Origin of the sequence: Pseudomonas sp. Irchel 3A18 (genome assembly GCF_900187465.1) — a bacterium.
Taxonomy (GTDB): Bacteria; Pseudomonadota; Gammaproteobacteria; order Pseudomonadales; family Pseudomonadaceae; genus Aquipseudomonas; species Aquipseudomonas cichorii.
Genome location: NZ_FYDI01000012.1, coordinates 41716 through 68401, shown reverse-complemented (window position 1 = coordinate 68401; position 26686 = coordinate 41716). Strand labels below are relative to the sequence as shown.

Annotated in this window: 20 protein-coding genes; 8 read left to right on the top strand and 12 right to left on the bottom strand. The window is 58.4% G+C overall.

What is annotated here, in order from left to right:
• Positions 1 to 43: 43 nt before the first annotated feature.
• Positions 44 to 3058, bottom strand: coding sequence for a Tc toxin subunit A (locus CKW23_RS20275; protein WP_095068201.1), 3015 nt, complete (start codon positions 3056 to 3058; stop codon positions 44 to 46).
• 447 nt (positions 3059 to 3505) lie between these two features.
• Between CKW23_RS20275 and CKW23_RS20270 the strand changes: the two genes are divergently transcribed.
• Positions 3506 to 6277, top strand: coding sequence for an RHS repeat domain-containing protein (locus tag CKW23_RS20270; RefSeq protein WP_095068200.1), 2772 nt, complete (start codon positions 3506 to 3508; stop codon positions 6275 to 6277).
• 67 nt (positions 6278 to 6344) lie between these two features.
• On the opposite strand, the gene CKW23_RS20265 is transcribed toward CKW23_RS20270, so the two are convergent.
• Positions 6345 to 7868 carry a fumarate hydratase gene (locus CKW23_RS20265; RefSeq protein WP_025261650.1) on the bottom strand — a complete coding sequence of 508 codons (1524 nt, stop codon included), beginning with the start codon at positions 7866 to 7868 and terminating at the stop codon, positions 6345 to 6347.
• Positions 7869 to 8054: 186 nt separating this feature from the next.
• On the opposite strand from CKW23_RS20265, the gene CKW23_RS20260 reads away from it, so the two are divergent.
• Positions 8055 to 8993: an iron-sulfur-binding ferredoxin reductase gene (locus CKW23_RS20260; RefSeq protein WP_025261649.1), complete on the top strand. Its 939-nt coding sequence runs from the start codon at positions 8055 to 8057 to the stop codon at positions 8991 to 8993.
• A gap of 40 nt (positions 8994 to 9033) precedes the next feature.
• Here CKW23_RS20260 and CKW23_RS20255 read toward each other — a convergent pair whose 3' ends face one another.
• Positions 9034 to 10404, bottom strand: a complete 1371-nt coding sequence (locus CKW23_RS20255) for a delta-60 repeat domain-containing protein (protein ID WP_025261648.1) — start codon at positions 10402 to 10404, stop codon at positions 9034 to 9036.
• An 87-nt stretch (positions 10405 to 10491) separates the two neighbouring features.
• Entirely contained in the window at positions 10492 to 11943 is a 1452-nt protein-coding gene (pyk, locus tag CKW23_RS20250; protein ID WP_095068199.1) for a pyruvate kinase, read from the bottom strand.
• Between the two features lie 178 nt (positions 11944 to 12121).
• On the opposite strand from pyk, the gene CKW23_RS20245 reads away from it, so the two are divergent.
• Together CKW23_RS20245 and CKW23_RS20240 are read left to right on the top strand one after the other, a co-directional pair.
• Positions 12122 to 12496 (top strand): tol-pal system YbgF family protein, encoded by a 375-nt coding sequence (locus tag CKW23_RS20245; RefSeq protein WP_025261646.1) that lies wholly within the window; start codon positions 12122 to 12124, stop codon positions 12494 to 12496.
• A 199-nt stretch (positions 12497 to 12695) separates the two neighbouring features.
• Positions 12696 to 13055, top strand: coding sequence for a PilZ domain-containing protein (locus CKW23_RS20240; protein WP_025261645.1), 360 nt, complete (start codon positions 12696 to 12698; stop codon positions 13053 to 13055).
• 10 nt (positions 13056 to 13065) lie between these two features.
• Here CKW23_RS20240 and CKW23_RS20235 read toward each other — a convergent pair whose 3' ends face one another.
• The 7 genes from CKW23_RS20235 to CKW23_RS20205 all read right to left on the bottom strand — a co-directional run bounded on the left by CKW23_RS20235 (position 13066) and on the right by CKW23_RS20205 (position 21546).
• Positions 13066 to 14409 carry a DUF58 domain-containing protein gene (locus CKW23_RS20235; protein WP_095068198.1) on the bottom strand — a complete coding sequence of 448 codons (1344 nt, stop codon included), beginning with the start codon at positions 14407 to 14409 and terminating at the stop codon, positions 13066 to 13068.
• Positions 14406 to 15461, bottom strand: a complete 1056-nt coding sequence (locus tag CKW23_RS20230; protein ID WP_025261643.1) for a MoxR family ATPase — start codon at positions 15459 to 15461, stop codon at positions 14406 to 14408. Before CKW23_RS20230 ends, CKW23_RS20235 begins: the two co-directional genes overlap by 4 nt.
• Positions 15462 to 15687: 226 nt before the next feature.
• Positions 15688 to 16875, bottom strand: coding sequence for an NO-inducible flavohemoprotein (gene hmpA, locus CKW23_RS20225; protein WP_025261642.1), 1188 nt, complete (start codon positions 16873 to 16875; stop codon positions 15688 to 15690).
• Between the two features lie 166 nt (positions 16876 to 17041).
• Positions 17042 to 18271, bottom strand: a complete 1230-nt coding sequence (locus CKW23_RS20220; RefSeq protein WP_095068197.1) for a DUF4350 domain-containing protein — start codon at positions 18269 to 18271, stop codon at positions 17042 to 17044.
• Positions 18268 to 19857: a DUF4129 domain-containing protein gene (locus CKW23_RS20215; RefSeq protein WP_095068196.1), complete on the bottom strand. Its 1590-nt coding sequence runs from the start codon at positions 19855 to 19857 to the stop codon at positions 18268 to 18270. Before CKW23_RS20215 ends, CKW23_RS20220 begins: the two co-directional genes overlap by 4 nt.
• Positions 19844 to 20824 carry a stage II sporulation protein M gene (locus CKW23_RS20210; RefSeq protein WP_025262630.1) on the bottom strand — a complete coding sequence of 327 codons (981 nt, stop codon included), beginning with the start codon at positions 20822 to 20824 and terminating at the stop codon, positions 19844 to 19846. The genes CKW23_RS20215 and CKW23_RS20210 overlap by 14 nt, the downstream gene beginning before the upstream one ends.
• A complete protein-coding gene (locus tag CKW23_RS20205; protein WP_025261639.1) occupies positions 20821 to 21546 on the bottom strand; it encodes an RDD family protein in 726 nt (241 codons plus the stop codon). Before CKW23_RS20205 ends, CKW23_RS20210 begins: the two co-directional genes overlap by 4 nt.
• A gap of 128 nt (positions 21547 to 21674) precedes the next feature.
• On the opposite strand from CKW23_RS20205, the gene sbcB reads away from it, so the two are divergent.
• The gene (sbcB, locus tag CKW23_RS20200; protein ID WP_025261638.1) at positions 21675 to 23111 is read left to right on the top strand and encodes an exodeoxyribonuclease I; all 1437 of its coding nucleotides are present in this window, start codon (positions 21675 to 21677) and stop codon (positions 23109 to 23111) included.
• A 78-nt stretch (positions 23112 to 23189) separates the two neighbouring features.
• Here the strand turns inward: sbcB and mvaT are convergent, their stop codons facing one another.
• Positions 23190 to 23567, bottom strand: coding sequence for a histone-like nucleoid-structuring protein MvaT (mvaT, locus tag CKW23_RS20195; protein ID WP_025261637.1), 378 nt, complete (start codon positions 23565 to 23567; stop codon positions 23190 to 23192).
• Between the two features lie 349 nt (positions 23568 to 23916).
• Here mvaT and purU point away from each other — a divergent pair, with 349 nt between their 5' ends.
• The 3 genes from purU to CKW23_RS20180 all read left to right on the top strand — a co-directional run bounded on the left by purU (position 23917) and on the right by CKW23_RS20180 (position 26648).
• The gene (gene purU, locus CKW23_RS20190; RefSeq protein WP_025261636.1) at positions 23917 to 24768 is read left to right on the top strand and encodes a formyltetrahydrofolate deformylase; all 852 of its coding nucleotides are present in this window, start codon (positions 23917 to 23919) and stop codon (positions 24766 to 24768) included.
• A 113-nt stretch (positions 24769 to 24881) separates the two neighbouring features.
• Positions 24882 to 25058 (top strand): hypothetical protein, encoded by a 177-nt coding sequence (locus CKW23_RS26510; protein WP_117148172.1) that lies wholly within the window; start codon positions 24882 to 24884, stop codon positions 25056 to 25058.
• 111 nt (positions 25059 to 25169) lie between these two features.
• Complete coding sequence (locus CKW23_RS20180; RefSeq protein ID WP_025261635.1) at positions 25170 to 26648, top strand: helicase HerA-like domain-containing protein; 1479 nt, start codon at positions 25170 to 25172, stop codon at positions 26646 to 26648.
• Positions 26649 to 26686: the final 38 nt, after the last annotated feature.

Here is a 26686-nt window from a genome sequence, read left to right as displayed (position 1 = left end):
TGGAGCCTCCATGGCAGTTGATGTAAGTCCGTTCATTCAAGGGTCAGCGGCTGGCTCCCATGACGGCGTCGCCGACCTTTTTCCATTCGTCGGTGGTGCTGTCGCTGGTCAAGGCCGTCGCAGCCAGTAGCTGGGCGGTACCGAGGCCAGTCAGAGTGCAGATACCGTGCATGCGTCTCAGCCAATCAATCTGGTGCATGGATTTGCCGATGCGATTTGCCAGGAGTTCGCTTGCAGCTCCTATTTCCGTCGAGCTCCAATCCATGAGCGAGGCCAGACGCGCCGCCCACTGACTGGCTGTGGCGTCGGTGTTCGCCAGAACGAAGTAGCTGAGCAAGGCTGCTTCCGGATGTCCGGAGCTGTCACGCCAGTTCCGGTAGCGGTCCAGAACATGAAAGCTTGCCAGTGACAGAGGTAGCGGGGCGGCGAAACTGGCATGCAGCCATTGTGGATGTACCAGAAAAGTGCGCAGTGCCTGGGCGCTGAGGCCCAGTTCCTGATTGACCTCGGCGTAGCGCAGCAGGGTCATCAGGCTGTCGATCACCTCTTGGCTGCTGGCGGCCAATGGCAGGCTGAAGCTTGCAGGCGCCGATGCATCCAGCACCTTGCCCAGAAAAGCGTCAGCACTGGTGCCCGCCCAGCGCATGACGGTTTCGCATCGATCCAGCGGCAAGCCAGCGTTGGACTGCAGCAAGCCTTCCACCAGGCGGTGCTGAACCACGTAGCCTTTGAACACGAATTCGCCCAGGCTGGTCCTGGCCGCTTCTTTGGCATCTGCGCCCAGTTTCAGTGGTTCGATCTGGACAACGAGCAGTTTGTCGATGGCAGCCGAAGCGTTGTCATCCAGCACTAATGGCAGGGCCTTGACCAGCCCATGATCTTCGATGAGAGGAGAAAGCACGGTTCCCCACCAGTCGATGGCTGTGCCGCCGTCATCCTTGATCGGCAGGTTCAAAGGGGCCAACTGCTCCTCGGCAAGTGCGGTTGCACTGGCGTCCTTGCCCAGTTGATCCAGTTGGTCGAGCAGCGATTGAGGGAGTGTGGATTCTGACGGGTCGATTCCCAGCTGGCGACGGAGCGTCCACACGTCGCGTCCGGTTTCGTTGAGCCAGCTCACGGCCCACTCCAATTGCATGAGGATGTCGAGGATGTCGGGAGTGGTGTCGTCGCTCAATGTTTCGGGAGCCTTGAGCACGCCTTTTACTATCTGATTGCGGTAAGACTCGCCACCCAGCAGATCGACCAGCGCGCGGCTGGACGGGGCTGGAATATCAAGCATCGAAGCGATCCGGGTCTGGCGATACATCGAGGACAACATGGACAAGGTACGTTTGAACGGCTTGTCCGCGTCAGCATAGGCGTTGCGGGTGTCGACCAGAATGGGCCACAGACTTTCGCGGGTGTATTCCAGGCCCAGCGCCATGCAGATCTGGGCGAGTGTCTTGTTGCTGAGGCTGTCACCACTGGTCAGCCAGACGTCCTTGCCATCCAGTACCAATGGGGTGTCGAACACGACAGGGTAGTTAAAGGCCTGATCGTACATTGGCAAGTGCCGGTTGCTGGCATAGGCGCTCAATTGATGGAATAAACCGGCGAACTCCTCGGGCTCGATGGAGTAGTGCTTGCTCAGGTAGCGATAGGTACCCAGTGTTCTCAAGGTATTCAGAGTCAATACCTGGCCGGTGTTGGCTTCGCCTTCCGAGCGAATGACGGCCATGATCAGCGTATCCAGTTTGGCAAAGGGAATATCCATCCAGCGTTGCAGGCGGATCATGCGTTGCAGGCGGTCGAAGCGGTCCACGCTGGTGTTGATCAGTCGTGCATTGCCCTTGTCGTCTCTGCTCAAACCCAGCGGTGCCTGATCAGACGGACCATTGACATAGCAGGCCCCGTATTTGACAGCGCTCGCCTGAGGTTCGATGGCGCTGTGTCCTGCCGGCAGGACGTTGGGGGATTCATAGGGGGCATGGTTGTGTACAGCCAGCACGGCTTCGACGGCATCACTGTTCAGGCCGGTTTTCTCGATGAACACCTTGAGCGAATCCAGAGCGTTGGCCGCCCCCTGGATGTAACTGACACCGTAACTGGCTTTGAAAAAACGGGTGATGGTCAGCAGGTCTTCCTGATCATCCCGCGCGTCATCTGCGGTTTCGGCTGGCGGCGGTTCCAGGGGCAGGGCAGGGGCCAGCACAAGTGCCTGTTGCTCGGGGCTGAACCCGCTCATCATCACCTGCGCTACGGAACTGTTGTGTTGCAGAGCTCCATAGGCGCTGGTCCCGGCAGATGTGGCCGGAACCTCAAGGCTTATACGGTAACTCAGCTCGCCCAGCCTCGGTTTCTTGCCGCCAAGGCCCAGCATGATCTGTTGATGGTGAAAGTTGTACGGGAACAGAAAGGGGTGTTTCTTTTCCGCCACCAATTGATAAATGGTCTTGTCCTTGTCCGCTTCTACGGTATCGACATAAGTGTCGATGGCCTTGCTCAATACCTGATTGACGATCTGCAAGGTCGGCACCGGAGTGAAGGTACTTTGCTGATCGATCAAAAGATCTTTCAGGTCCGGGCGACGGTCTTCGAGACTGATACGGTTTGTTTCCGGGGTGCTGCCTTCCAGCTCTTCCCTGGCAAACCTGTACAGGGACGTGAGGTACGCCGCGGGCGAGTCCTTGGCTTCAATCGCGCCCACCTTGCAAAACAGGTCCCAGTTTTCCTTGAACAGGTTGGGGAAGCTGGGACCGATATCCACCAGCGAGCGAACACCGGTACGCCTGGTAATGCTTTGCGTACGCCCGGATGACACCAGTTGGTTGCGATACAGCCGAACAATCTGGGTGGCGTAACAACGGGCGTTTTCATAAGCCAGCTCACCGTTGGCGTCGCTCAACCGGGCAAGCTCCCGCACGAAGGCGGGTTTGGAGCGGCGCACAATATCGAATACCGAAGTAATCCCCATCTCTTGCAGTGCGCTGACAAAAGCCACTTTACCGTCAGTGCGCTCTGGGGGGGATGCTTCGGCCTTGGCGAGGTTCCGTAATAGAGAAAAGGGTTGGTCGGTCATGTCAGTGCTCCCGGCTGGATAACCGACAGCCTTTTTCAATAGAGGTTTTTTGTCATCTGACAGAAATGACAGTGGGGGCGAGTGGTTTTTTTTATCCTAACAAAAACAGTAGGTTACTGATTTTAAAGGACATATTCCGATTAGAGATAATAAATAAAACCGTTATGAACGGAAATCTCGCCTAGGCATTACAAACGATATCTTTCCTCCGGCTAGACTCACTTCAGACCGCAAACAGGGATGCTTGCGAATAAACACCTCTCTGCATACCCGGACGCCCATGCGGTGTTGCATCTGGCAGAAATGGCCAAGGCCGTGGTGGATCGCTCGATAGCCTGTCTGTAGATATTCCGGCGCGAAAGAGCCAGACACCATTCGACGCCCGGCCACATCGGCCAGTCTCTCTGCACTAAACTCATTTCATGTCGCAGACAGGGACGCTTGCGGATGAACATGGGGCTGTATGCTCACACCCCCACGCTGGTCGTTATCGACCCGCGTGGTCTCCCGATACGTAGCATTGCGTTATTGCGCAGCGAACCTGATCAGCCTCTCGATGAGCGAGTGACTTATCAAGCCTATGACGCCGCGGGCCGGCTTGTCAGCCAACGTGATCCGCGTCTTGCACTGCCCAACCTCAGTACGATTTACAACCTCAGTGGCCAGGCATTGTTTACCGGCAGTGTCGATGCCGGTTGGCGGCTTGGGTTATTGGGTGAGGCGGGGCAGATCGTTGAGGGATGGGACGGTCGCGGTACGCTGCGTCAGATTGAGTACGATCCTGTGCTGCGCCCGCAGGCAATCATCGAGCAGGGCCAGGTGACCGAGCGCTTTGGCTATGGAGGGTCGGATGTTTTCGATCATAACCAGTGCAATCAGTTGATACGCCATGACGATACGGCTGGCACACGGCATTTACCGGACTATGGCGTGCGCGGCGCGGCACTTATCGAAGCCCGGCATTTTCTGCAAGCCGTGGACACGCCGGACTGGCCGCAGGATGAAGCCGGGCGTGATGCCTTGCTGGAAAGCAACTGCCTGGAAACACAATGGACGTTCAATGCCGTGGGCGAAACGCTCCGGCAGACCGATGCCATGGGCCATGTGCAGTCCTTCAAACAGAGCGTGGCCGGGCAACTGAAGGCTATCGATCTGATGGTGGCCGGTGCCACACAGGCGCAGGCGCTGGTCAGCGATATCCACTACAACGCCTTCGATCAGGTCGAGCAGGAAACGGCGGGCAATGGCGTTGTCAGCCGTTCTTTCTACGATGCACATGGAGGTCGTTTGCTGGAAATCCGCGCTGGCAGCCCGACGTTGCAGAACCTCCACTACGCTTACGACCCGGTCGGCAATATCCTGCAGATCGAAGATGCTGCCCAACCGATTCGTTACTTCGACAACCAGCGCACCGAGCCAATCAACCATTACCGCTATGACACGCTGTATCAACTGATTGAGGCCACAGGTCGTGAGATCAACACCGGTGCCAGCCATGGCCCGGCCTTGCCTGCTCAGCAAAACCTGCCATCCGACCCGAACCGGATCAGCCGCTACACCCAGAGTTACAGCTACGACTCAGCAGGTAATCTGTTGCAGATGCGCCATGTGGGTGCGCAGGGTTTCACCCGCACCCTGCGCGTCGCCACGGACAGCAATCGCAGCTTGCCTGAAGGTGAGGTGGATGCCGATTTCAACGAAGCCTTCGATGCCAACGGCAATCTGCTGCAACTGGTACGCGGGCAAACGCTGGAGTGGGATGCACGCAATCAACTGCACGAAATCTCCACCGTGATTCGTACTATCAGAATCAGCGATCAGGAGCGCTATATCTACGACGGGCAGGGCCAGCGTTGCCGCAAGATCAACAGCACCATCACCTCAAGCTGTACCTTGAAAAATGAGGTCCGCTACCTGCCAGGGCTGGAAATCCGGACTAATGCCAGTGGCGAGACGCTGCATGTCATCACTGCTCAGGCAGGTCGTAATAGCGTGAGGGTGCTGCACTGGGAGGCAGGTCAGCCGCGCGGTATCGCCAACGATCAAGTCCGCTACAACCTGAGTGATCATCTGGGCTCCAGCACCCTGGAGCTGAATCAGCAAGGCGGCCTGATCAGCCAGGAAAGCTACTACCCGTTTGGCGGTACTTCATGGTGGGCAGCGTGCAGTGTCGTGGAGGCCAAGTACAAGACGGTGAGGTATTCAGGCAAGGAGCGCGATGCCAGCGGATTGTATTACTACGGTTTCAGGTATTACGCGCCGTGGTTGCAACGCTGGCTCAACCCGGACCCGGCAGGTGGTTTGAACCGCTATCGGATGGTCGACAATAGCCCCGTCTGCAAGCGCGATCAGGACGGATTGGTTCCTGTGCCTTATCAGGGGATCGGGGATAAATATGAGCAAAAATCCCAAAGCCGCAACGAGTCGATTGTGGCCCGGGGGCGTGAACAGATCGTACAGTGGAAGTCACCTGACTCACCCACGATTGAACAGACTCTGGAGCTTGCGCAGCTTTCCTATGGCGGCGCGATTTTTGAATTGAAGGCGTCCACTTCTGGGGAAGATTTAAAGCAGCTTGTGTCTGTGACCATGGGGGCTGAGTCGCTGAAACATCTGCCGAGCCTGGCAGATGACTACACATCCTTGAGCCATATCGTGCAGAACTATAAGGACGGTGAACGGTATAACCAGTTTGCTGTGGTGACGGGGTCCATGGGGCAGGCTTATGTGACGCCTACTGATCCTTATAAAAGAATATTCCTGTCGGACACGTGGTTTAAGACGCATGCCTTGGGGGCTGCTTTCATTGTCAGTCATGAACTCACTCATGTGCTGGAGCCAGAAAACACCAAGGACTTTGCCTATTTGAACCCGACGTTAACGAGAGAAACCCAGAACAGCTTGAATAGAAAGCAGTTGAACGCCCATTTTGATCAGTTGGCGATGTCTTCGTACCGTTTGGCAGAGGGAAGGGAGAATGCCTATCTCTTTTCCCGCATCCAGGATCTTGCGCAGAATGGATTGGTAAAGAAGGACGAACTCATGAAACTGTTGGACGTGAACAGTGAACAGGACATCCAGATAGAACGCTTGAGTGACCCTGCCGTCAGGGCAAGTCTTCTTCGACGAAATGCTGACTCCGTTGCCGCCCTTGGCGTATTGCTGTCCAGAAAAAACATTACCTCCAGGCTGCAATCGTGGGGGCAATTTCATCCATGAGTCTTGCACAAGAACACAAAAAGAAAACCCGGCATTGCGCCGGGTTTCTTCAGTACGTCAGCCAGACTTACTGCACTTCCACCGCCAGGCTGTCGCTGATTTTTTTCTGCCAGATCTGCGGGCCGGTGATGTGGACGGATTCGCCTTTGCTGTCGACGGCGACCGTGACCGGCATGTCCTTGACCTCGAACTCGTAGATCGCTTCCATGCCCAGTTCGGCAAAGGCCAGGACCTTGGATTTCTTGATCGCCTGAGCCACGAGGTAGGCAGCGCCACCGACGGCCATCAGGTACACGGCCTTGTTGTCCTTGATCGCGTCGATAGCGGTCGGGCCGCGCTCGGATTTGCCGATCATGCCCAGCAGGCCGGTCTGCTCAAGGATCTGGCGAGTGAACTTGTCCATGCGCGTTGCGGTGGTCGGGCCAGCCGGGCCAACCACTTCTTCGCGTACCGGATCAACCGGGCCAACGTAGTAGATGAAGCGGCCCTTGAGGTCGACCGGCAGGGTTTCGCCCTTGTTCAGCATCTCGACCATGCGCTTGTGCGCGGCGTCGCGACCGGTAAGCATCTTGCCGTTGAGCAGTACGGTTTCGCCCGGCTGCCAGCTTTGCACTTCTTCCGGCGTCAGGGTGTCGAGGTTGACGCGGCGGGCCGACGGGCCAGCTTCCCAGACGATTTCCGGGTAGGCGTCCAGCGGCGGCGCTTCCAGGGAAGCCGGGCCGGAGCCGTCCAGAATGAAGTGCGCGTGACGGGTGGCCGCACAGTTCGGGATCATGCACACCGGCAGCGAAGCGGCGTGGGTCGGGTAGTCCATGATCTTGACGTCAAGCACGGTGGTCAGACCGCCGAGGCCCTGAGCACCGATGCCCAACTGGTTGACCTTCTCGAACAGCTCAAGACGCATTTCTTCGATACGGTTCTGCGGGCCACGGGCCTTGAGCTCGTGAATGTCGATGGACTCCATCAACACTTCCTTGGCCATGACCGCTGCTTTCTCGGCTGTGCCGCCGATACCGATGCCCAGCATGCCCGGTGGGCACCAGCCCGCGCCCATGGTCGGAACGGTTTTCAATACCCAGTCGACGATCGAGTCGGACGGGTTGAGCATCGCCATCTTCGATTTGTTTTCCGAGCCGCCGCCTTTGGCCGCGACGTCCACTTCGACGGTGTTACCCGGCACGATGGAGTAGTGGATGACCGCCGGGGTGTTGTCCTTGGTGTTTTTACGAGCGCCAGCCGGGTCGGCCAGGATCGAAGCGCGCAGGACGTTTTCAGGCAGGTTGTAGGCGCGACGCACGCCTTCGTTGATCATGTCATCCAGGCTCATGGTGGCGCCATCCCAGCGTACGTCCATGCCGACACGCACGAATACGGTGACGATGCCGGTGTCCTGGCAGATCGGACGATGGCCGGTTGCACACATGCGCGAGTTGATCAGGATCTGAGCCATGGAATCGCGGGCAGCAGGGGACTCTTCACGCAGATAGGCCTCATGCATGGCCTGGATGAAATCAACGGGGTGGTAATAGGAAATGAATTGCAGTGCGTCTGCAACGCTCTGAATCAGGTCGTCTTGCTTGATCACGGTCATGCGGCGCGCTCCTCTGTAAGGACGGGAACATTCAATTACGCTATCGGCGGACATCTGGCGCAGCGGCAGGAGCCAGAGTTGTCAGGTTAGCCGTAGCGGGCGCAAAAAGGCGCGGCAGTATAACCCGCCCAATCGGTCAACCTGTACAATCGCGAATATTTTCTGCGCAGGGCCTGGAACTTTTCGATGCCTGAATTACATGCCGGCGACCGTCATTGGTCGGTAGCGGCGGGCAGCAATCTGCTGGACGCGCTGAATCACGCGGGCCTGGCCGTCCCTTACAGTTGCCGGGCGGGCAGTTGTCATGCGTGTCTGGTTCGTTGCGTGAAGGGCGAGCCGAACGATTCGCAGCCCGATGCATTGGCACCCGACAAGCGCCGCGAGGGCTGGCGTCTGGCGTGCCAATGTCAGGTAGTCGAAGATCTCGGCATTGAGGTCTTCGATGCGGCGCGTGATGGCCTGCCGGCAAAAGTGTCTGGCTGCGACTGGCTAAGCCCCGGCGTGCTGCGTTTGCGCCTGGCACCGGAGAAGCCGTTGCGTTATCAGGCCGGGCAACATCTGGTGCTGTGGACCGACAGCGGCGTGGCGCGGCCGTATTCCCTCGCCAGTCTGCCGGGCGAAGATCCGTTTCTGGAGTTTCATCTCGATTGTCGCCGTCCCGGTGCGTTCAGCGATGTTGCGCGGCAATTGCAGGTTGGCGATCCTGTCCGCCTTGGCGAGTTGCGCGGCGGGGCGTTGCGCTACGATCCGGAGTGGCAGGAGCGGCCGCTCTTGCTGCTGGCGGCCGGCACCGGACTGGGGCCGCTCTGGGGGGTATTGCGCGACGCCCTGCGGCAGGAACATCAAGGCCAGATCCATCTTCTGCATCTGGCTCATGAGGATGACGAACATTATCTGGCCCGCGAGCTTCATGCACTGTCCGCCGGACATCCCGAACTGCAGGTGCGGCTTATCAAGTCTGACCAGTTGGCGATTGCTCTGGACGAACTCCGGCTGCTGTCACGCAGAGCCACGGCACTGGTCTGCGGCAGCCCGGTAAGTGTCGAAACGTTCGCCAAACGTCTTTATCTCTCGGGCTTGCCGCGCAATCAGCTCTTCGCGGATGTGTTTCTGACACGGGCGTGATTCCGGCTGATGCCAGGGGCTCCCCAGGCGGCAATAAAAATCACCCGATCAGCCTGGCGACATACCCAAAATTCCCAAGCGACCTCAGAACATGCCCGCCGACAATAATTTTCCGGTCAGCTTGTGGGGCAAGTGCTCCTGAAAGCGTGTGCTCGCCAAGATCAAGAGTCACCAGCCCGGCGATACCGAATGACAGATCGGGACGTCCATCGCTTTCGAAGCGACCGACGAGCGTTGTCCCATGCGCACCAAAGGTAAAGCCAGTGACGACAATCTGTTGGCCTCCAAGGACAAGGGCTCCGTCCAGCCAGGCGCAACCTGTATCCGCCACAGTGAAAACCGGATCGCCGTTGTTGAATGCCAAGTCCGGGCTGCCATCCTGGGTCATGCCTACCAACATCGCTTTGTCCGTATCCAGGGTATATCCGATGCAAACCATTTTTCCCTGGTCGGTTAACGCCAGTTGGCTGAACTGTCCGGGCTCGTTTTCTAACGTCACTCTGCCGCCCGTGCCGAAATTCTTGTCGATGCTTGCGTCAGCGTTATAGCGAATCAGAAAAGGATAACCGACCTCTTCCAGGTTGGTTTGTATCGAGCCGGCCGCTATCAGTTTGCTCGACAGGTCATGAATGGTTCCGAGCCACATGCCGTACTTCTGTGCCTCCGGAATGATGTAACCGGTGCCGCCAAAGCTTGTATCCAGAGAACCATCATTGTTCAGTCGGACAATGGCGGCTTCCTGTCCGATATACGCGCTGACCAGGATTTTTCCGCTGGTGTGAATTCGGCAAATCGTACCCTGATGGATACGGCCGATTGCTACGGGCGATGGATACGGACGTTCATGCACACGTCGCGATATTCCCCCTGCAAAGAATGGGGGTCTGAGGATGACCCAGCCGTTCGTGCCGAAGCTCGTGTCCAGAACTCCGTCGACGTTGAAGCAGGCTAGTGCCGGGTAATCCACATTATTGATGTCAACCTCTCCCCGCAGGAGAAGTCTCCCGTCAGGCATTATCTGCACTGCCATACCCCAGGAGGTATAGGTATCAAACTTGCCGGTAACGATGCCGGATGTCCCGAACGTCTCGTCCGGACGACCGTTCTGATTGAGTCTGGCCAGTCCGTACCGTTGTTCAGAGGCGGGGCCGGCGACATAAATCCTGCCGTCTGGGTCGAGCGTCAGACCCGAGGCAGCCAGGGTCGTGCCATCCCTGAACTTCAGCTCCACTATCCCCCCGTCACCGAAATCCGGGTCCAGATCACCTGGTGCGCTTTGTTGATGAGTTGTATTCATTGTTTTCTCCTTGAAAGCTGCAAAAAGCTCCTTGATAGCGCTGATCGCCCGCCGCGCTGGCCAAGTGATCAAGCGGGTAAGTAATCGAAACGCGAAGCAGATGTCTACTGACATAAATGACAGCCGGAGGGGCGGATAGACGAGCAATAAAAAAGCCCCGACTCTTTCGAGCCGGGGCTTTTGGGTCTTGCAGGTCTGGCTTTAGACCAACGGGTCGCCAACGTGCAGGATCTTCATGCCGTTGGTGCCACCGATGGTGTGGTAGCTGTCACCCTTGGTGAGGATGACCCAGTCGCCTTGCTCGACGAGGCCGCGCTTGAGCAGCTCGTCCACGGCGGACTGGCTGACCTGACCTGGCGGAAGGTTCGCCGGGTCGAACGGCACGGTGTAGACGCCACGGAACATGGCGGCACGCGCCTGGGTTTCGCGGTGCGGGGAGAACGCATAGATCGGCACCGAAGAACGGATGCGCGACATGATCAGCGGGGTGTAGCCACTTTCGGTCAGGGCAATGATCGCCTTGACGCCCGGGAAGTGGTTGGCGGTGTACATGGCGGCCAGCGCGATGCTTTCGTCACAACGGGTGAACGAGTGACCGATGCGGTGGCTGGAGGTCTTGCCGGTCGGGTGCTTTTCAGCGCCCAGGCAGATACGTGCCATGGCCTGAACAGCTTCGATCGGGTAGGAACCGGCGGCACTTTCAGCCGAGAGCATCACGGCGTCGGTGTAGTCGAGCACGGCGTTGGCCACGTCGGACACTTCGGCACGGGTCGGCATCGGGCTGGAAATCATCGATTCCATCATCTGCGTGGCAACGATCACCGCCTTGTTGTGGCGACGTGCGTGCAGAATGATGCGCTTCTGGACGCCAACCAGCTCTGCGTCACCGATTTCAACGCCCAGGTCGCCACGGGCAACCATCACGGCATCGCTGGCGCGGATCAGTTCGTCGAGCACTTCGTCGTTGGCAACGGCTTCAGCGCGCTCGATTTTGGCGACCAGCCAGGCAGTGCCGCCGGCTTCGTCACGCAGCTTGCGAGCGTATTCCATGTCTGCAGCATCGCGCGGGAAGGAAACGGCCAGGTAGTCCAGCTCCATTTCTGCAGCCAGCTTGATGTCCTGCTTGTCTTTTTCGGTCAGCGCCGGTGCCGTGAGGCCACCACCGCGACGGTTGATGCCTTTGTGGTCCGAGAGCGGGCCACCGATCAACACGGTGCAATGCAGTTCTTCAGCGGTTTGTGTATCGACGCGCATGACCACGCGACCGTCGTCGAGCAGCAGCTCGTCGCCCACGCCGCAGTCCTTGACCAGATCGGGGTAATCGATGCCCACGATTTCCTGATTGCCGTCGGTCAATGGATGAGCGGTGGAGAAGGTGAACTTGTCACCGACCTTAAGCTCTATTCGTTTGTTGGTGAACTTGGCAATGCGGATTTTCGGACCTTGCAGGTCACCCAGCAGGGCAACGAAACGCCCGTGTCTGGCGGCGATTTCACGGATCAGCCTGGCGCGTGCCTTGTGCTCATCCGGGGTGCCGTGGGAGAAGTTCAGGCGAGCAACGTCCAGTCCCGAGAGAATGAGTTGTTCGATGACTTCTGGCGAATTACTGGCAGGGCCAAGTGTGGCAACGATTTTGGTGCGGCGAACGGTCATGCACAAACTCCTTAATTGAAGCGCAGCGAGAGGCTACTCCTGTCCGGGGCTGTAGTCATTGTTCCTTTGCACTACCTCTTCGGGAATCGACAGGGCAATCGGCTGATGATCGGTATTGAATCTGCCCTGAAGAAAAGGGGCAGCAGGCCGATATCAAGGCACAGAACAGGAGACTCTCATGCGCATTCTAACGATTCTTGTATTACTGGTTGCTGTCAGCGGCTGTACCCGTTGGGCGATGAACGCCAACCTCAACGAGGCTTATCACGCTTATGAACGCGGCGATTGCGACAGTGTGATGCTGTCTTTGTCCAAGGTCGAGCGTCAGAGCCGCGAGCGCTCTTATGTGTGGCCCGAGGTGTCGATGCTGCGCGGGCAATGCCTGGAGCGCCAGAAGCTGTATGTCGATGCGGTGCAGACCTATCAGTTCCTGATTGCCAAATATCCATCGAGTGAATATGCATACCGCGCACGCGCACGTCTCGATACCTTGGCCCAGCTGGGTCACAACCTCGCCGGACAGCCTGCCAAGCCTTTCCCTGCTTCAAAATGATTACACCCAATTGGGGGAAAAGTAGCGTTTTCGGGTGGATGTTAGAAAAATCTCGGCTAGGCTCTGTGTCAAGGGAATGAAATGTACAGAGCTAAACCTGTTTCAAGGGCTTTCCATGTGGCATGAGTGGGTCGTAGCCCCATGGAATTTGAATTGTTTGCGTGCAGGATCACGCCCAATGGTTCAGAAGGCGGCTGAGATGCTAAGGAATCGAAGGATTGAACGTCACCAACTGCAAGATTATCTTCAAGTATCGAATCGTCACACAGGTAGATCAATGGGTTGGCTGGGCAATGTCTCCGAAGAGGGATTGATGCTCATCAGTGATTTACCCCTGCTGGTCGGCGCCATATTCGATTTGCGCATGAAGATGCCTGTTAACGCAGAAGGGCAAAAAGTAGTCGACGTAAAAGCCACTTGTCTGTGGTGCAACGAAGATGAAACACCTGGAAATTACAACTCGGGTTTTACACTGAATACGGTGCCTGAGGGCTATCGTGACCTTGCCGATGCACTGCGCCAATATTTCTGTTTCTACCTTGTAGAAGCTTCAGCCTGACGCAGGAAATTTACAGTGTTCCGGCTTTCTTCCAGCTCAAGTAGCGAGTGACCAGTTGTGCGCCCAGTTCCGCTGGGCGTACATCCATGACCGGTATGCCCTGGGCTGCCAGACGTTCATGAAGACCGGCCCTTGCATTGCTGAAGTCGATTGTCCCGCAATAAGCCAGTGCCTGGTCGTAGGTCTGTACCGACGATTGACGCAGGCTATCCAGTACCTCCTCCCGCAGACTGGCCACTAATACTCGATGATGACGGCTGAGCTGTTTCACGGCTGCCGGTAATTCCTCATCGTCTTCATCGCGCAGATTGGTCACCAGAATCACCAGAGCCCGGCGTTTCTGCCGTGCCAGCACCTGGCGCACTGCCGCGCTGTAGTCGGCTGCATGTTGAGTGCTTTGCAGGTCATAAACCGTGTTGAGCAGCAGGTTCAAATGGCTCTGCCCTTTGACGGGCGCCAGATAGCGATGCTGATCGCCGGCAAAGGTCGTCAGCCCCACGGCGTCACCCTGGCGCAAGGCGACGTAGCTGAGTAACAGACAGGCGTTGAGGCTGTGATCGAAATGCGAGAGGTCGCCATCCTGGCTGCGCATGCGTCGGCCGCAGTCGAGCATGAGGATGATCTGCTGGTCGCGCTCGTCCTGATATTCCCGGGCAATCGGCGTGCGTTGCCGGGCAGTGGCTTTCCAGTCGATCTGCCGCAGGCTGTCGCCTTCGCGAAACTCACGCAATTGATTGAATTCCAGCCCCAGTCCACGGCGCTGACGTTGATGCACGCCGATCTGGCTGAGCCAGTTATCCACAGCCAGCAACTGCCCGCCATACAGCCTGGCGAAATCCGGGTATACGCGGGTGCTGCCAGACACTGGCAGGTAGCGGCGTGCCGACCACAGGCCCAATCGGCTGGGCAGGCTGACTTCACAGTGTTCAAAGACGAATTGCCCGCGCTTCACAGGACGAAGGCGATAACCCGCCTGGACTTTTTCGCCGCTGGCCAGGGTGACCGACAGCGGCATGTTTTCAAATTCCAGGCCGTCGGGAATGTGATCGAACACCTGCAGGGCCAGGGTGTTCACAGATGAATGCTCGATATCCAGCCGCACTTCGCTCCAGCGTCCCAGTGCCAGGCTGCCCGGCAACTGGCGCTGCACGCTGGGTGACGGCAGGCGCGCAAGGCGCACGAGGTCGAACAGGCTCGTGCCGATCAGGCTCAGTAATGCGGCCCAGAAGAGGGTGGTGATCTGTTGAGGCAGATCGACACCCAGCGCCTTGAGGCTGCCATGCAGCAAGGCAACCCCCGCCAATCCGCCAAACCAGCACAGCAATCGTGTCGATGGCCTGAATGCCTGTTTCATAGGCGTGGTGCCGGAACCTGATCGAGCAATTGTTTGAGCACCTGATCCACCGAAAGCCCTTCGATGTCCAGCTCGGCCGAAAGCCTTACCCGATGGCGCAACACCGCCAGTGCGCAGCCCTTGATATCGTCCGGTATGACGAATTCGCCACCGCGCAACAGCGCACGTGCCCGGCCACCACGAACCAGGGCGATGGAAGCGCGTGGCCCGGCACCGAGGCTCAGGCCTGGCCAGGTCCGGGTGCTGCGCGCCAGACGCACGGCGTAATCCAGCACCTGTTCGTCCATGGGCAACTCGCTGGCGATACGTTGCAGCGCCTGAACCTCACGAGCCTGCAGGATGACCCGTAACGGTTGCACTTCGAGGATGTCGGCCCGAGGCGAGCGAGTCACTTGCCGCACCATGGCCAGCTCTTCCTGAGTGTCCGGGTAATCCATGCGCAGCTTGAGCATGAAGCGATCCAGTTCGGCTTCCGGCAGAGGATAAGTGCCTTCCTGCTCGATGGGGTTTTGCGTGGCCAGCACCATGAAAGGCTGGGCAATCGGCAGCGCACGGCCTTCAAGGGTGACTTGCCGCTCCTGCATGGCTTCAAGCAGCGCGGCCTGGGTCTTGGCCGGAGCACGGTTGATCTCGTCGGCCAGCAGCAGATTGGTGAACAGCGGTCCCTTGCGCAGCTTGAACTGCTCGGTCTGCATGTCATACACCGCATGGCCGGTGACATCGCTGGGCATCAGGTCGGGTGTGAACTGAATACGCGCGAACTCACCACCGAAGCAGCGGGCCAGGGCGCGGACCAGCAAGGTTTTGCCCAGCCCCGGAACACCTTCAAGCAACACATGCCCGCCACCAATCAAAGCGGTCAACACATCGTCGATCACCGCATTCTGGCCGATCACGGCCTTTTGCAGCTCGTTGCGCAGCGCCTGTGCCAGATGGCTGGCACGCTGGCGTTGCTGCGCCTGATTGCTGGGCGCAGGTTCGGCGCTGACCGAGGCTTCGGTGGGCGGGAGGCTGTCGAGGTTGTGGGGCTGGTCGGTCGGTTGATCGCTCATGGGTTCCGCAGTCTTACTGACTGTTACATGTGTTTTATCGTCCATAAATCAGCTGCTTACCTTATCTGACCTTTCAGTTTTCTATGGTTGGAGAGGGTAAGTGACGACTGACCTTCGCAACTGCAATCCCATGATAGCTCCCGATGTTGAGTGTTCGTCAGAGGTTTTGTTGCGTTTCGGTTAATGGCGCACGGCAGAAGTATTCCGTGCGCCGTCTTGCGGGTGCCTAGACCAATGCTTCAGCAGGGCCGAAGAATTCGTAGTGCATCTGGTCTTGTGGCACTCCCAGCTCCTGAAGAGACCGTTTCATGAAGGCCATGAAAGGTTTTGGCCCCAGGAAATACACATCCAGATCCCTGTCGGCGGGCAGCCATTCCTGTAAGTGTTCGATCGAAGGCATGCCCACGGCGCTCGGGCGTTTTTCTATCCCGGTGTCCAGTTCGTTGTGGACCACATTGGCCTTGAAAAGCGGGAAGCGTTCCTGCCAGCCCTCCAGCACCTTCTGGAACGCCTGCGCTCTGGCATTACGCGCGTAGTGGAGAAACACGACCTGCCGGTTACCGGCGTTCAGCGCCGTTTCAGCCATGGCGAGGGTCGGAGTGATCCCGACGCCGCCGCTGATCAGTACCAGGGGTCTGGTGCCTTCAGCCAGAGTGAAATTACCCGCAGGCGGAAACAGCTCCAGTACTGCACCGACAGTAACCTGATCATGCAGGTAGTTGGACGCAACGCCGCCGGGTTCGCGTTTGACGCTGATGCGCAGACCGGAACCGGTGGCAGGTGCCGAGAGCGAGTAGTTCCTGCGAACTTCCGTCCCGTTCACGTTCAGGCGAACCCCGATGTATTGGCCTGCCTTGTGCGCCACAACAGGCTTGCCGTCGACCGGTTCAAGGTAGAACGATGTGATCTCGCAGCTTTCAGGAATCCTGGCGGACACCTTGAACGGTCGGCCCCCTCGCCAGCCGCCAGGAGCCGAAGCGATGCTTTTGTACATTCCCTCTTCGGCGTCGATCAGGATATCAGCCAGTTGCTGATAGGCAGCCGCCCATGCGGCAATCACCTCATCAGTGGCGATTTCTTCACCCAGCACTTCCCGGATGGCACGTAACAGACAGGCACCGACGATCGGGTAGTGTTCAGGAAGGATCTGCAGAGCCACATGTTTGTTCACGATCTGGCCTGCAAGCGGCCCCAGGTTTTCCAGGCGATCAATATTTTTGGCATACATCAGGACGCCGTTCGCCAGAGCCCGGGGCTGCGTTCCGTTTGCCTGATGGGCTTGATTGAACAGAGGGCGGACTTCCGGGTGCCCGGCCAGCATGATGGTGTAGAAGTGTGTGGTCAGTGCTTCGCCACCCGTTTCCAGGAGAGGAACGGTCGCCTTGATGATGTCGCGCTGCGATTGGGTGAGCATGTGGACTCCAGTCATTCGGTTGGTGTTACTGACATAGCAACAGCTATGCCAGCAGAAAAACCGTGTAAAACTGGCCTTAAAGGCGGGGTTGGAGTCTTTATGACTTTGTCAAAAAGACTCTTTTTTGGCGTGGGAGGTCAATTCGACTCGTTCGCTGCCGGGGTGCTCACAAGGCATTCCTGAGACTCTGGAGGTGTGCAACCTGCCGGGTGAATTCGGCACTGGACATCCGCTGGCTGGGCCTTGGCCGCAGGGCGTCGCTGATGGCGCTGGTGGGTTGGCGGGTCAGGCGCGCCAGGACTTGCCATTGGTCGGTCACGCCCAGTCGTTCAAAGCCGGGATGACGTTGGCGGGCGCGGCGCAGGATGTCTGTTTGCAGGCTTTTGATCAGGGCCTGATGGCCGCTGCGTCGGCGTACAAAGTCGGCACTGGCACGCAGGTGTTCGGCCAGTTGACGCCGACCTCGTGCCGCGGGCGCTTGCAACGGGCCTTCGCGCAGGCCTGCATGCCAGAGCGTCAGGCCGAGCAGCAGCGCAAGTGTCACCAGCGCCAGCGGGAAGTTGCGCAGCAACAGGCTCGCCAGATTGTCATGGCCGGTTTCCAGGACCATGGTCACCGCGCTGTCCTGAGTGAGGTACCACAGCAGCCAGGCGTTGTCGTATCGGGTGATGGCGCGGTTTTTCCACAGATCTGAATCCGTGACCACGGTGATCAGCCCCTTGCCGTAGACCATTTGCATCATGTGCGTGGCATCGGCGCTGTTGGCCCAGGACTGGGCATGATCCTGCGGGTCTTCCAGGTGGAAGGCCGGGTTGAAGCTCATGTAGGCCGGTTCTTTTTCGTTTTCCAGATACAGGCGCGTCAGTTCCGGCCAGCGCATGGACGGTTTGCTGGTTCGGGGCGCGATCAGTGGAATAGACGGTTTGGGGAGCGCATCGTTTTCCAGTCGTTCCTCTTCGCGATCCTGCAGCTTGATGTCCCGTGTGAAGTACTGGCGGATCTCGACCCGGTCCAGCAGCAGGTCGCCGCTGCGGTTCTTTTTCTCATCCCATATCTGTTCGGCGACAAATAGCAGGTGACCGCCGGATCTAGCCCAGTCCAGCAGCCGTTCGACCTGGGCAGGCGTCATGTTTTCGCGACTGTCGAGCAGCAAGAGCGTCTGTGGCTGCTGGCTGACATCGGGCAACTCAAGCAGGTTGCGGGTGGTGTTGACCAGAGGTGAGCGCTGGCGCAGGAAGTGCTCGGCCGCCAGATACGGATTGGCCGCGACCTCCGGCGAAGGCCCCTGATCGATGACTTCCTCATAGGGCTCAAGATGCTTGTAGGCATAGACACCGCCCAGCATCAGCGCCACGAGCACCAGCAGGCCGATCAGTATCTGCTTGCGCCGGTTCATCGTTTTGCCCCGGCATCGAACAGTCGGCGCCAGCCGTCGCAGAGTTCCTGTTGCAGATGTGCAGGTGGCAGGCGATGGCCGTAGGCGAGGTTTTGCCAATGGGTGGTCAGGCTGCGGCTGAACTCGCTCAACAGTGGCTGGTTGAGTTTTGCGACCTGCTCCAGCACCTGGCCTTCGGTGTCGGCATTCTTGAGGGGCAGGTGATAGTCGCTCAGCAAGCGGTTGAGCAGGCCGCGATACAGCAGGCTCAAGGCTTCTCGTGGTTGGCTGGCCCAGAGTCGCTGCGCGTGGGCGGCGATGTCGTCAGGCAGGCTTTGGGCCGTGATGGACAGGCCGAACAGTTGCTCGGGTTTGTCGCGCAGGGTTTTGCGTTTGCTGCTGCCACGGCTGACGAAGGTCTTGAACCACAGGCGATAACGCCAGATCAGCCAGCCGGTCAGGGCGATGGCGGTTGCCCAGAGCACGGTTTCCAATACGTTGGCGATGACGCCGGCCGATCTCAGCAAGCCGTTCAGCCATTTGAGCAGGGTGGTCTCGTTGCCTGCTTTTGCCTGGGCAGCCGGATCTTTGTGCTCCGGGAAACGCCAGCCGGTGACGGTCTTGGGGTTCTTGAACGGCGGCTGTTGCAACAGGGCCCGGATGTCTTTTCTGGCTTCTTCGCTGGTCAGGTCCTGAAGCGTCAGGCGTGGCGTATCGGGGGCGGCGGAGGGTTGGGCGTTGCTGTCTTGTTCCGGCTCCGGGAGCGGGCAACTGTAGCTCTGGGGTTCGTCTGCCCAGCTCGATGTTGGCAAGGCTGACAGGGCCAGGCCGGCAGCGATCAGCACCACATAGGCGCTGCCGGTCAGGCGTTGGCGCAGGCGCCTGAAGACCAGTTCGATATCCCAGGCTTCCAGTGTGGTGCGGCGATTGAGGTACAGGGTGAATCCGCAGGAAACGTAGATCGGCCCCCAGAACACCAGCATCAAGGCATACAGCGCATTGCTCAGGTGTTCCAGCCAGTTCCAGCTGCCGTTGGCATTGAGCATGCTGTACCAGCGCCAGTCGAGTTCGATCTGTTGGGGAATGAAGGCATAGAACAGCAGGATCAGGCCGAACCACAGCGCAAATTCCAGATGGCTGCCGAGGATGGTCAGGCAGCGGGCGGCGCGCATGTCTTTCTGGCTGAGCAGGGCGATGCGCTGGCTTCGTTCGATACCTGACAGGTTTTCCAGTTGTTGCACCGGCAGCAGGAAACTGCGGCTCGGGCTCAGGCGCCGCGAAACCAGGCAGGGGAGCAACTCGTTCCTGAGGGTCGCAGGCCAGCCCTGGAGCGCCTGCTTGAGTGTGGGCGCCGGGCCGAACAATGCCTTTGAAAGAATCAGCAGCGGCAGGCGTTCATAAACCGGTTTGAGCCACCAGAACACAAAGAACACCAGCGAAGGGTAATCCCACAGCAACAGGGTCAGCAGCGCGAAGAATGGCAGGGTGACGATGGCCCAACTGCTCATCAGCAGGCCTCGGTGCTCGCGAGCCAGCAACACGCCCAGGTCCATGGCTTCCCAGGGATTGCGCGGGCGTATGGTGACGCTGGCGTCAGTCAGGCGCATGGGCTGTCCGTCCTGCCAGAGTCAGATAGGCAATCACCAGGGTCCAGAGCGCAGCGCCCACCAGGTATTTGATCAGCGGCGTGGGCCAGGTCATGGATGACCAGTAGGCTTCTATAAAGGCTGCAATCAACAGGAACAGAATGACACCGCCGATCAGTTGCACACTGACTCTGGCGGCCTGACGCAAGGCTTCGGCGCGCGTCAGGCGACCCGGCGCCAGTAAGGCCCAACCCAGTTTCAGCCCTGCCGCGCCCGCCAGGGCAATCGCCGTCAGTTCAAAGGCTCCGTGACCGACCACGAATGACCAGAATGTCTGACCAAAGCCGATCTGTGTCAGGTGCCCGGCGACAGCACCGATCATCAGGCCGTTGAACAGTAGGAAGAACAGGCTGCCCAGGCCGAACAGCAACCCGCTGGCGTAGGTCTGAAACGCGATGCCGATGTTGTTCATGATGTAGTAGCCGAACATCATCCAGTCCGAGCTGGACTCTCGCTCCAGTGCCTGCCCGATACGCCGGGCGGCGGGGTCGTACATGCTTTCCATGTCGCTGACCTGCGCCGGGCTGACGATGCTGTAGATCAGGTCCGGAAAGAAATACACCAGCACGCCCATGCCGATCAGGCTGGCGAAGAACAGCAGGCTGGCGACCAGCACGAAATGCCATTGCTCGCGCACCAGACGCGGGAACCCGGCGAGGATGAAACTCAGGAACTGCGCGGCGAGGCTGCTGCGATGGCGATAGAGTTGTTGATGGCCACGCATTGCCAATTGCTGCAACGGGTCGATCAGGTGGCTGCTGTAGCCACGCTCCCTGGCCAGCGCCAGATGGTGGCAGATTCGCCGGTAATCGCTGGCAAAGTTCTCGCCGGTTTCGGGATCGTGTTTGCCACGCTCGAGTGCATCCAGTCGCTGGCCGAAGAGCAGCCAGTGTGGCTGGTGTCGTGCTTCAAACTGGCTCTGCTTCATGTCGGCCCCAGCAGGCCGCGGGCCAGGCCATTGATGTGGTCAACCGCTTGGTCGGGAGCGACGTGCAAGGGCTCGGCGAGAATACTGGCCAGTTCAGCGGTGCGGGCGGCGGAGAGTTCGCCCTGGCGTTCTGCCAGACCCAGCACGGCACGCTGTTCGTCCAGCGTCAGGGTAAAGGGCGCGATGACCGGATCGGCCTGCGGCAGGACCGGTCGCTGGACCGGTACATCGCGATAGATCACGCAGGTTCCCGCTGCCAGATCGCCCAGGCGCTTGAACTGGGGATGACTCAGGCAACTGATGGCTCCGACGCTGTAGCCAAAGGGCAGCATGTCGACCACGCGCAGCAGGTTGCGGATCAGCGACGATCCCCAGCCGATGGGCGTGCCGTCGTCATGAACCACCCGCAGCCCCATGATGTGCTTGCCCGGCGTGCAGCCCTGGTTCAGGACTTCGAACAGCACCATGTACCACCAGGTCACCAGAAAGATGGCGATGGAGCTCAGGCCTGTGCCGAGCTTGTCGAACAGCTGAAAAAACAGGAGGAGTGCGCCGATAACCAGCACGCGGATGCTCAGGTCGATCCCGAAGGCCAATGCGCGGGGCATAAGGCCGGCCGGACGCATGACCAGATCGATGCCTTCCGGGGTCTCGATCCCGATGCGGGTATCCAGTGGCGCGGGCGGCGCTGCATTCCTTGGCGAGGCTGGAGGCGATGACATTGTCGGGGGCGGGGCACCTGAAAGCGATTTGTGATGCTATCGAGCACGGCAGTGGTGCGCAACAAGGCATTCGCCACAGGCATGCCCGAAGACCTACACTTTGTTGGTCTTTTGTTCAGGATCAGCCCGTGACTTCCAGCATTTTCTGGTACGACTATGAAACCACCGGTATCAATCCACGCAATGATCGTCCATTGCAAATGGCCGGCATTCGTACCGACTTCGACCTCAATGAAATCGCCGCGCCGGTAAACCTGTACTGCCAGCCCGCCGACGACATCCTGCCACACCCTGCCGCGTGCATGATTACCGGGATCACGCCCGGGCGTCTGGCTGAGAAAGGGCTCTGCGAAGCAGACTTCATGACGCGGGTACACGCTGAGTTGTCAGCGCCCGGGACTTGCGGTTCTGGCTATAACACGTTGCGCTTCGATGACGAAATGACCCGTTACAGCCTCTACCGAAACTTTTTCGACCCCTATGCCCGGGAATGGCAGGGCGGTAACAGCCGCTGGGACCTGATCGATGTGGTGCGGGCGGCCTATGCGCTGCGCCCCGACGGGATTGTATGGCCGCAGGAAGAGGGAAGGGTGACGCTCAAGCTGGAGCGTCTGACTGCGGCCAACGGTATCGACCACGGTCATGCCCACGATGCATTGTCGGATGTACGGGCAACGATTGCCCTGGCGCGTCTTGTGCGTGATAAACAACCGCGGCTTTATGATTATCTCTTCGCGCTGCGCAGTAAACAGAAGGTTCAGGAACAGATTCGTCTGATGCAACCGCTGGTACATATCTCAGGACGATTCTCGGCGGCTCGTAATTATCTGGGCGTCATATTACCCCTGGCCTGGCATCCTCATAATCGCAATGCACTGATTGTGTGCGACCTGCATCTGGATCATTCGCCATTGCTGGATCAAGATGCCGAAGTTTTGAAACGGCGTTTATATACACGTCGTGAGGAGCTGGCGGAAGGTGAATTGCCGGTACCGCTCAAGTTGCTGCATATAAACCGCTGTCCGGTGATTGCGCCGCTGTCTGTCTTGCGCAGTGAAGATCAACAGCGCTTGCAGCTGGATATGGCGGCCTGTCAGGCACGAGTGGCACAGCTGAACGAGAGCCGTGAACTTTGGCAGAACAAATTGCCTGCCGTGTATGGCAAGGATGACTTCACGGCCTCTGAAGATCCCGAGCAGCAATTGTATGATGGCTTTATTGGTGATCGTGACCGTCGTCTTTGTGAGCAAGTGCGCTGTGCCGAGCCAGAACAACTGGCCCGTGAGGCGTGGCCTTTTGACGATGGGCGTATGCCCGAGTTGCTGTTTCGTTATCGCGCCCGCAACTTTCCGGAAACCTTGAATAGCGAAGAGCAACACCGCTGGCGCAGTTTTTGTCAGACAAGGCTGCGCAGCCCTGAGGCAGGGGCTCCCAACACATTACAAGGTTTTACAAAGGCGCTGGTGGAGTTGTCCCTTAATGCCACCACAGAGCAGCTAGACGTGTTGAGCCAGTGGCAGGATTATGTACAACATTTAAGTGAGCGATTGGGCGTAAAGGGATAAGACTGAAGGAAATCGGACTAATAAAAAACGCCAGCAAGCTGGCGTTTTTAAAGGGTGCAGTTGTGCAGCCCATGAAGCTTAGCCCAGCAGAGTGGCCCAGCTTTCAACCTCGTCACCGCCCCACTTGGCTTTCCACTCTTTCAGAGTTTTATGGTTGCCACCTTTGGTTTCGATGACTTCGCCGTTGTGCGGGTTTTTGTATTGCTTGACTTTACGAGCACGCTTGGTGCCGGTAGTTTTCACTGCACCGCCACGAGGCGCTTTAACTTTCGATTCTGGATCCAGAAGTGCAATGATGTCACGCAGCGATTTCTGGTATTCGCCCATCAGCGTGCGCAGTTTACCTTCAAATTCCAGCTCGGTTTGCAGTTTGTCGTCTTGCGACAGATTTTTCAAACGGGCTTGCAGTTCTTTGATTGCTTCTTCTGTGGCGCGGTATTCGTTGATCAGGGACATGAGGGGGACCTTATGTTGTGATGGGTTTCAGGGAGACAGTCACGCAATAATAGTCAGAGGAATTGAGCAAGTAAACATTAAATAAAAGTTTTATTGAATTATTTAGAATACAGCACCCCTTCTACAGATTCATGGAACTAGCGATGAGGTCAGGGATCACCAAAGATGTCCCTATTAAACCCCCCTCTAAATAGAGGGCTTGTTTGAGGCTTGAACGCTGAAAACGGGATGATGGCAGGGTGCAATCCCGGGACACCGTTTTTCTTCTGGCCAAGGGCAAAGGGAATACTGCAGTTTTGCCGCGCAGTCGCTAGAATAGCGCCTTTGCGAAGTTCTGGAGTTTCCCTAAATGCGCACTTTTCGTCTGGTGATTGCTTGCCCGGACCGTGTTGGCATCGTTGCCAAAGTCAGTAACTTTTTGGCATCCCATAATGGCTGGATTACCGAAGCGAGCCACCATTCGGACAATCTCAGTGGCTGGTTCTTCATGCGCCACGAGATCCGTGCCGATACATTGCCTTTTGACCTCGATGGTTTCCGCGAGGCATTTACGCCTATTGCCGAAGAGTTCTCGATGGACTGGCGCATCACCGACTCCGCGCAAAAAAAGCGCGTGGTGCTGATGGCCAGCCGCGAATCCCATTGCCTGGCCGACCTGCTGCACCGCTGGCACAGCGATGAGCTCGACTGCGACATCGCCTGCGTGATCTCCAATCACCAGGACCTGCGCAGCATGGTCGAGTGGCACGACATCCCTTATTACCATGTGCCTGTGGACCCCAAGGACAAGGAGCCGGCATTTGCCGAAGTCTCGCGTCTGGTGGGGCATCACAAGGCTGACGTCGTTGTGCTGGCGCGTTACATGCAGATCCTGCCGCCGCAACTGTGCAGCGAATATGCTCACCAAGTGATCAACATTCACCACAGCTTCCTGCCATCGTTCGTCGGTGCCAAGCCTTACCATCAGGCTTCGCTGCGAGGCGTGAAGTTGATTGGTGCCACTTGTCACTACGTCACTGAAGAGCTGGACGCCGGTCCTATCATCGAGCAGGACGTGGTGCGCGTCAGTCATCGCGACAGCATCGAAAACATGGTGCGTTTCGGTCGTGACGTGGAAAAAATGGTCCTGGCCCGTGGTCTGCGCGCTCACCTGGAAGACCGGGTGTTGGTGCACGACAACAAGACCGTGGTTTTTGATTGATCATTTGCGCCCTTCGCGAATAAATTCGTTCCTACGCCTCTGAAGGAGCGAATTCATTCGCGAGACGTCATTGAAGGCGATAGATGTTCTTTGAATGTACGGGTGCCTTGCGAATGACCGATCCCCTCGATAAAGCCACCTCCACCGCACCTCCCACCCTGGGCGAAGGCTGTCTGAGCCGTTACGACCCCGATGAGCTGACACCCGAAAACGGTGCCGACTTCTCCGAAGCCGCCAGATTGTGGCGTCAGCTTCAGCAGCAATCTCCCGAGCCCGACAGCGACGCTTGAGTATTCAGCCGTTCGGCGCAAACTGATCAATACTAAGCATTCCACAAGAGCTGCTGGCTGCCGATCAGCGGCTTCCCACAGCCGTGCATGTCGTATTGAGCAGGTGATGAAATGCCCGATTCTCAGGAAATTGCATTGGGGGCCGACCTTGGTGGCCAACCTGTCTTTCAGGCGTTACGCCTGACCAATCGCCATGGTCTGGTGGCCGGTGCAACCGGGACAGGCAAGACCGTCACGCTGCAGCGTCTGGCTGAAGCCTTCAGCGATGCGGGCGTTGCGGTTTTCGCCGCCGACATCAAGGGCGATCTCTGTGGTCTCGGCGCTGCGGGCAATCCCCAAGGCAAGATTGCTGAACGGATTGCCGGCATGCCCTGGCTCAATCATCGTCCTCAGGCTTATCCGGTCACGCTATGGGATATCGACGGCAAGTCCGGCCATCCCTTGCGCACAACCTTGAGTGAAATGGGGCCGTTGCTGCTGGGTAACCTGCTTGAATTGAGCGACAGCCAGCAATCGGCACTGTATGCAGCCTTCAAGGTGGCTGACCGCGAAGGTCTTCTGCTGCTGGATATCAAGGACCTCAAGGCGCTGCTCAACCATTTGCGCGATAACCCGCAATTGCTGGGCGAAGATGGCGCGTTGATGACCACGGGGTCCGGCCAGGCCTTGCAGCGGCGTCTCGCTGTCCTTGAGCAGCAGGGCGCAGAAGCCTTGTTTGGCGAACCGGCCTTGCAACTGGAAGATATTCTGCGGCCCGCCAGCGATGGGCGAGGGCGCATTCATCTGCTGGATGCCAGCCGTCTGGTGCACGAAGCTCCCAAGGTCTACGCCACTTTCCTGCTGTGGTTGCTGGCAGAACTCTTTGAGCAATTGCCCGAGCGAGGGGATGCGGACAAGCCGCTGCTGGCCCTGTTCTTCGATGAGGCGCACCTGTTGTTTGCTGATACGCCCAAGGCTTTGCAGGAACGGCTTGAGCAGGTTGTGCGCTTGATTCGCTCCAAGGGCGTCGGTGTGTATTTCGTCACTCAATCGCCCGGAGATTTGCCGGACGACATTCTGGCGCAGTTGGGGTTGCGCATTCAGCACGGGCTGCGAGCGTTCACGGCCAAGGAGCAGAAGTCGCTGCGGGCGGTGGCCGATGGTTTCAGGCCCAATCCCGCGTTCAATGCGTTGAGTGTGCTGACTGAACTGGGGATCGGCGAAGCGCTGGTGGGTACCCTGGAGGACAAGGGCACGCCGGCCATGGTTCAGCGTGTGCTGATTGCTCCTCCTCAGTCACGCATCGGGCCACTGAGCGATGCCGAGCGCGCAGGCCTGATCAGCCAGTCACCGCTTGCGGGGCGCTATGACAAGCCCATCGACCGGGAATCAGCCTATGAAATACTTGTGACCCGCAAGGCAAGCGAGGCGAATCAGGCCGATGTGCCTGCGCAGGAGTCGGAAAGTTTTGGTGACAAGGCCAGTGAATTCCTGGGCAGCGTTGCAGGGCAAGCCGTGAAAAATGCCATGCGTCAGGCGGCGACTCAGTTGGGTCGTGAGCTGGTGCGGGGTTTGATGGGGTCGTTGCTGGGCGGCAAGAAGCGCAGGTGAGGCGACAAAGGCGGTGCGGGCGCACCGCCTTTGTCAGG

What these genes read in the sequence shown, in the direction of transcription:
- CKW23_RS20275 (WP_095068201.1), bottom strand. Translation starts at nt 3,058, where the DNA reads ATGACCGACCAACCCTTTTCTCTATTACGGAACCTCGCCAAGGCCGAA.
- CKW23_RS20270 (WP_095068200.1), top strand. Translation starts at nt 3,506, where the DNA reads ATGAACATGGGGCTGTATGCTCACACCCCCACGCTGGTCGTTATCGAC.
- CKW23_RS20265 (WP_025261650.1), bottom strand. Translation starts at nt 7,868, where the DNA reads ATGACCGTGATCAAGCAAGACGACCTGATTCAGAGCGTTGCAGACGCA.
- CKW23_RS20260 (WP_025261649.1), top strand. Translation starts at nt 8,055, where the DNA reads ATGCCTGAATTACATGCCGGCGACCGTCATTGGTCGGTAGCGGCGGGC.
- CKW23_RS20255 (WP_025261648.1), bottom strand. Translation starts at nt 10,404, where the DNA reads ATGTCAGTAGACATCTGCTTCGCGTTTCGATTACTTACCCGCTTGATC.
- pyk (WP_095068199.1), bottom strand. Translation starts at nt 11,943, where the DNA reads ATGACCGTTCGCCGCACCAAAATCGTTGCCACACTTGGCCCTGCCAGT.
- CKW23_RS20245 (WP_025261646.1), top strand. Translation starts at nt 12,122, where the DNA reads ATGCGCATTCTAACGATTCTTGTATTACTGGTTGCTGTCAGCGGCTGT.
- CKW23_RS20240 (WP_025261645.1), top strand. Translation starts at nt 12,696, where the DNA reads ATGCTAAGGAATCGAAGGATTGAACGTCACCAACTGCAAGATTATCTT.
- CKW23_RS20235 (WP_095068198.1), bottom strand. Translation starts at nt 14,409, where the DNA reads ATGAAACAGGCATTCAGGCCATCGACACGATTGCTGTGCTGGTTTGGC.
- CKW23_RS20230 (WP_025261643.1), bottom strand. Translation starts at nt 15,461, where the DNA reads ATGAGCGATCAACCGACCGACCAGCCCCACAACCTCGACAGCCTCCCG.
- hmpA (WP_025261642.1), bottom strand. Translation starts at nt 16,875, where the DNA reads ATGCTCACCCAATCGCAGCGCGACATCATCAAGGCGACCGTTCCTCTC.
- CKW23_RS20220 (WP_095068197.1), bottom strand. Translation starts at nt 18,271, where the DNA reads ATGAACCGGCGCAAGCAGATACTGATCGGCCTGCTGGTGCTCGTGGCG.
- CKW23_RS20215 (WP_095068196.1), bottom strand. Translation starts at nt 19,857, where the DNA reads ATGCGCCTGACTGACGCCAGCGTCACCATACGCCCGCGCAATCCCTGG.
- CKW23_RS20210 (WP_025262630.1), bottom strand. Translation starts at nt 20,824, where the DNA reads ATGAAGCAGAGCCAGTTTGAAGCACGACACCAGCCACACTGGCTGCTC.
- CKW23_RS20205 (WP_025261639.1), bottom strand. Translation starts at nt 21,546, where the DNA reads ATGTCATCGCCTCCAGCCTCGCCAAGGAATGCAGCGCCGCCCGCGCCA.
- mvaT (WP_025261637.1), bottom strand. Translation starts at nt 23,567, where the DNA reads ATGTCCCTGATCAACGAATACCGCGCCACAGAAGAAGCAATCAAAGAA.
- purU (WP_025261636.1), top strand. Translation starts at nt 23,917, where the DNA reads ATGCGCACTTTTCGTCTGGTGATTGCTTGCCCGGACCGTGTTGGCATC.
- CKW23_RS26510 (WP_117148172.1), top strand. Translation starts at nt 24,882, where the DNA reads ATGACCGATCCCCTCGATAAAGCCACCTCCACCGCACCTCCCACCCTG.
- CKW23_RS20180 (WP_025261635.1), top strand. Translation starts at nt 25,170, where the DNA reads ATGCCCGATTCTCAGGAAATTGCATTGGGGGCCGACCTTGGTGGCCAA.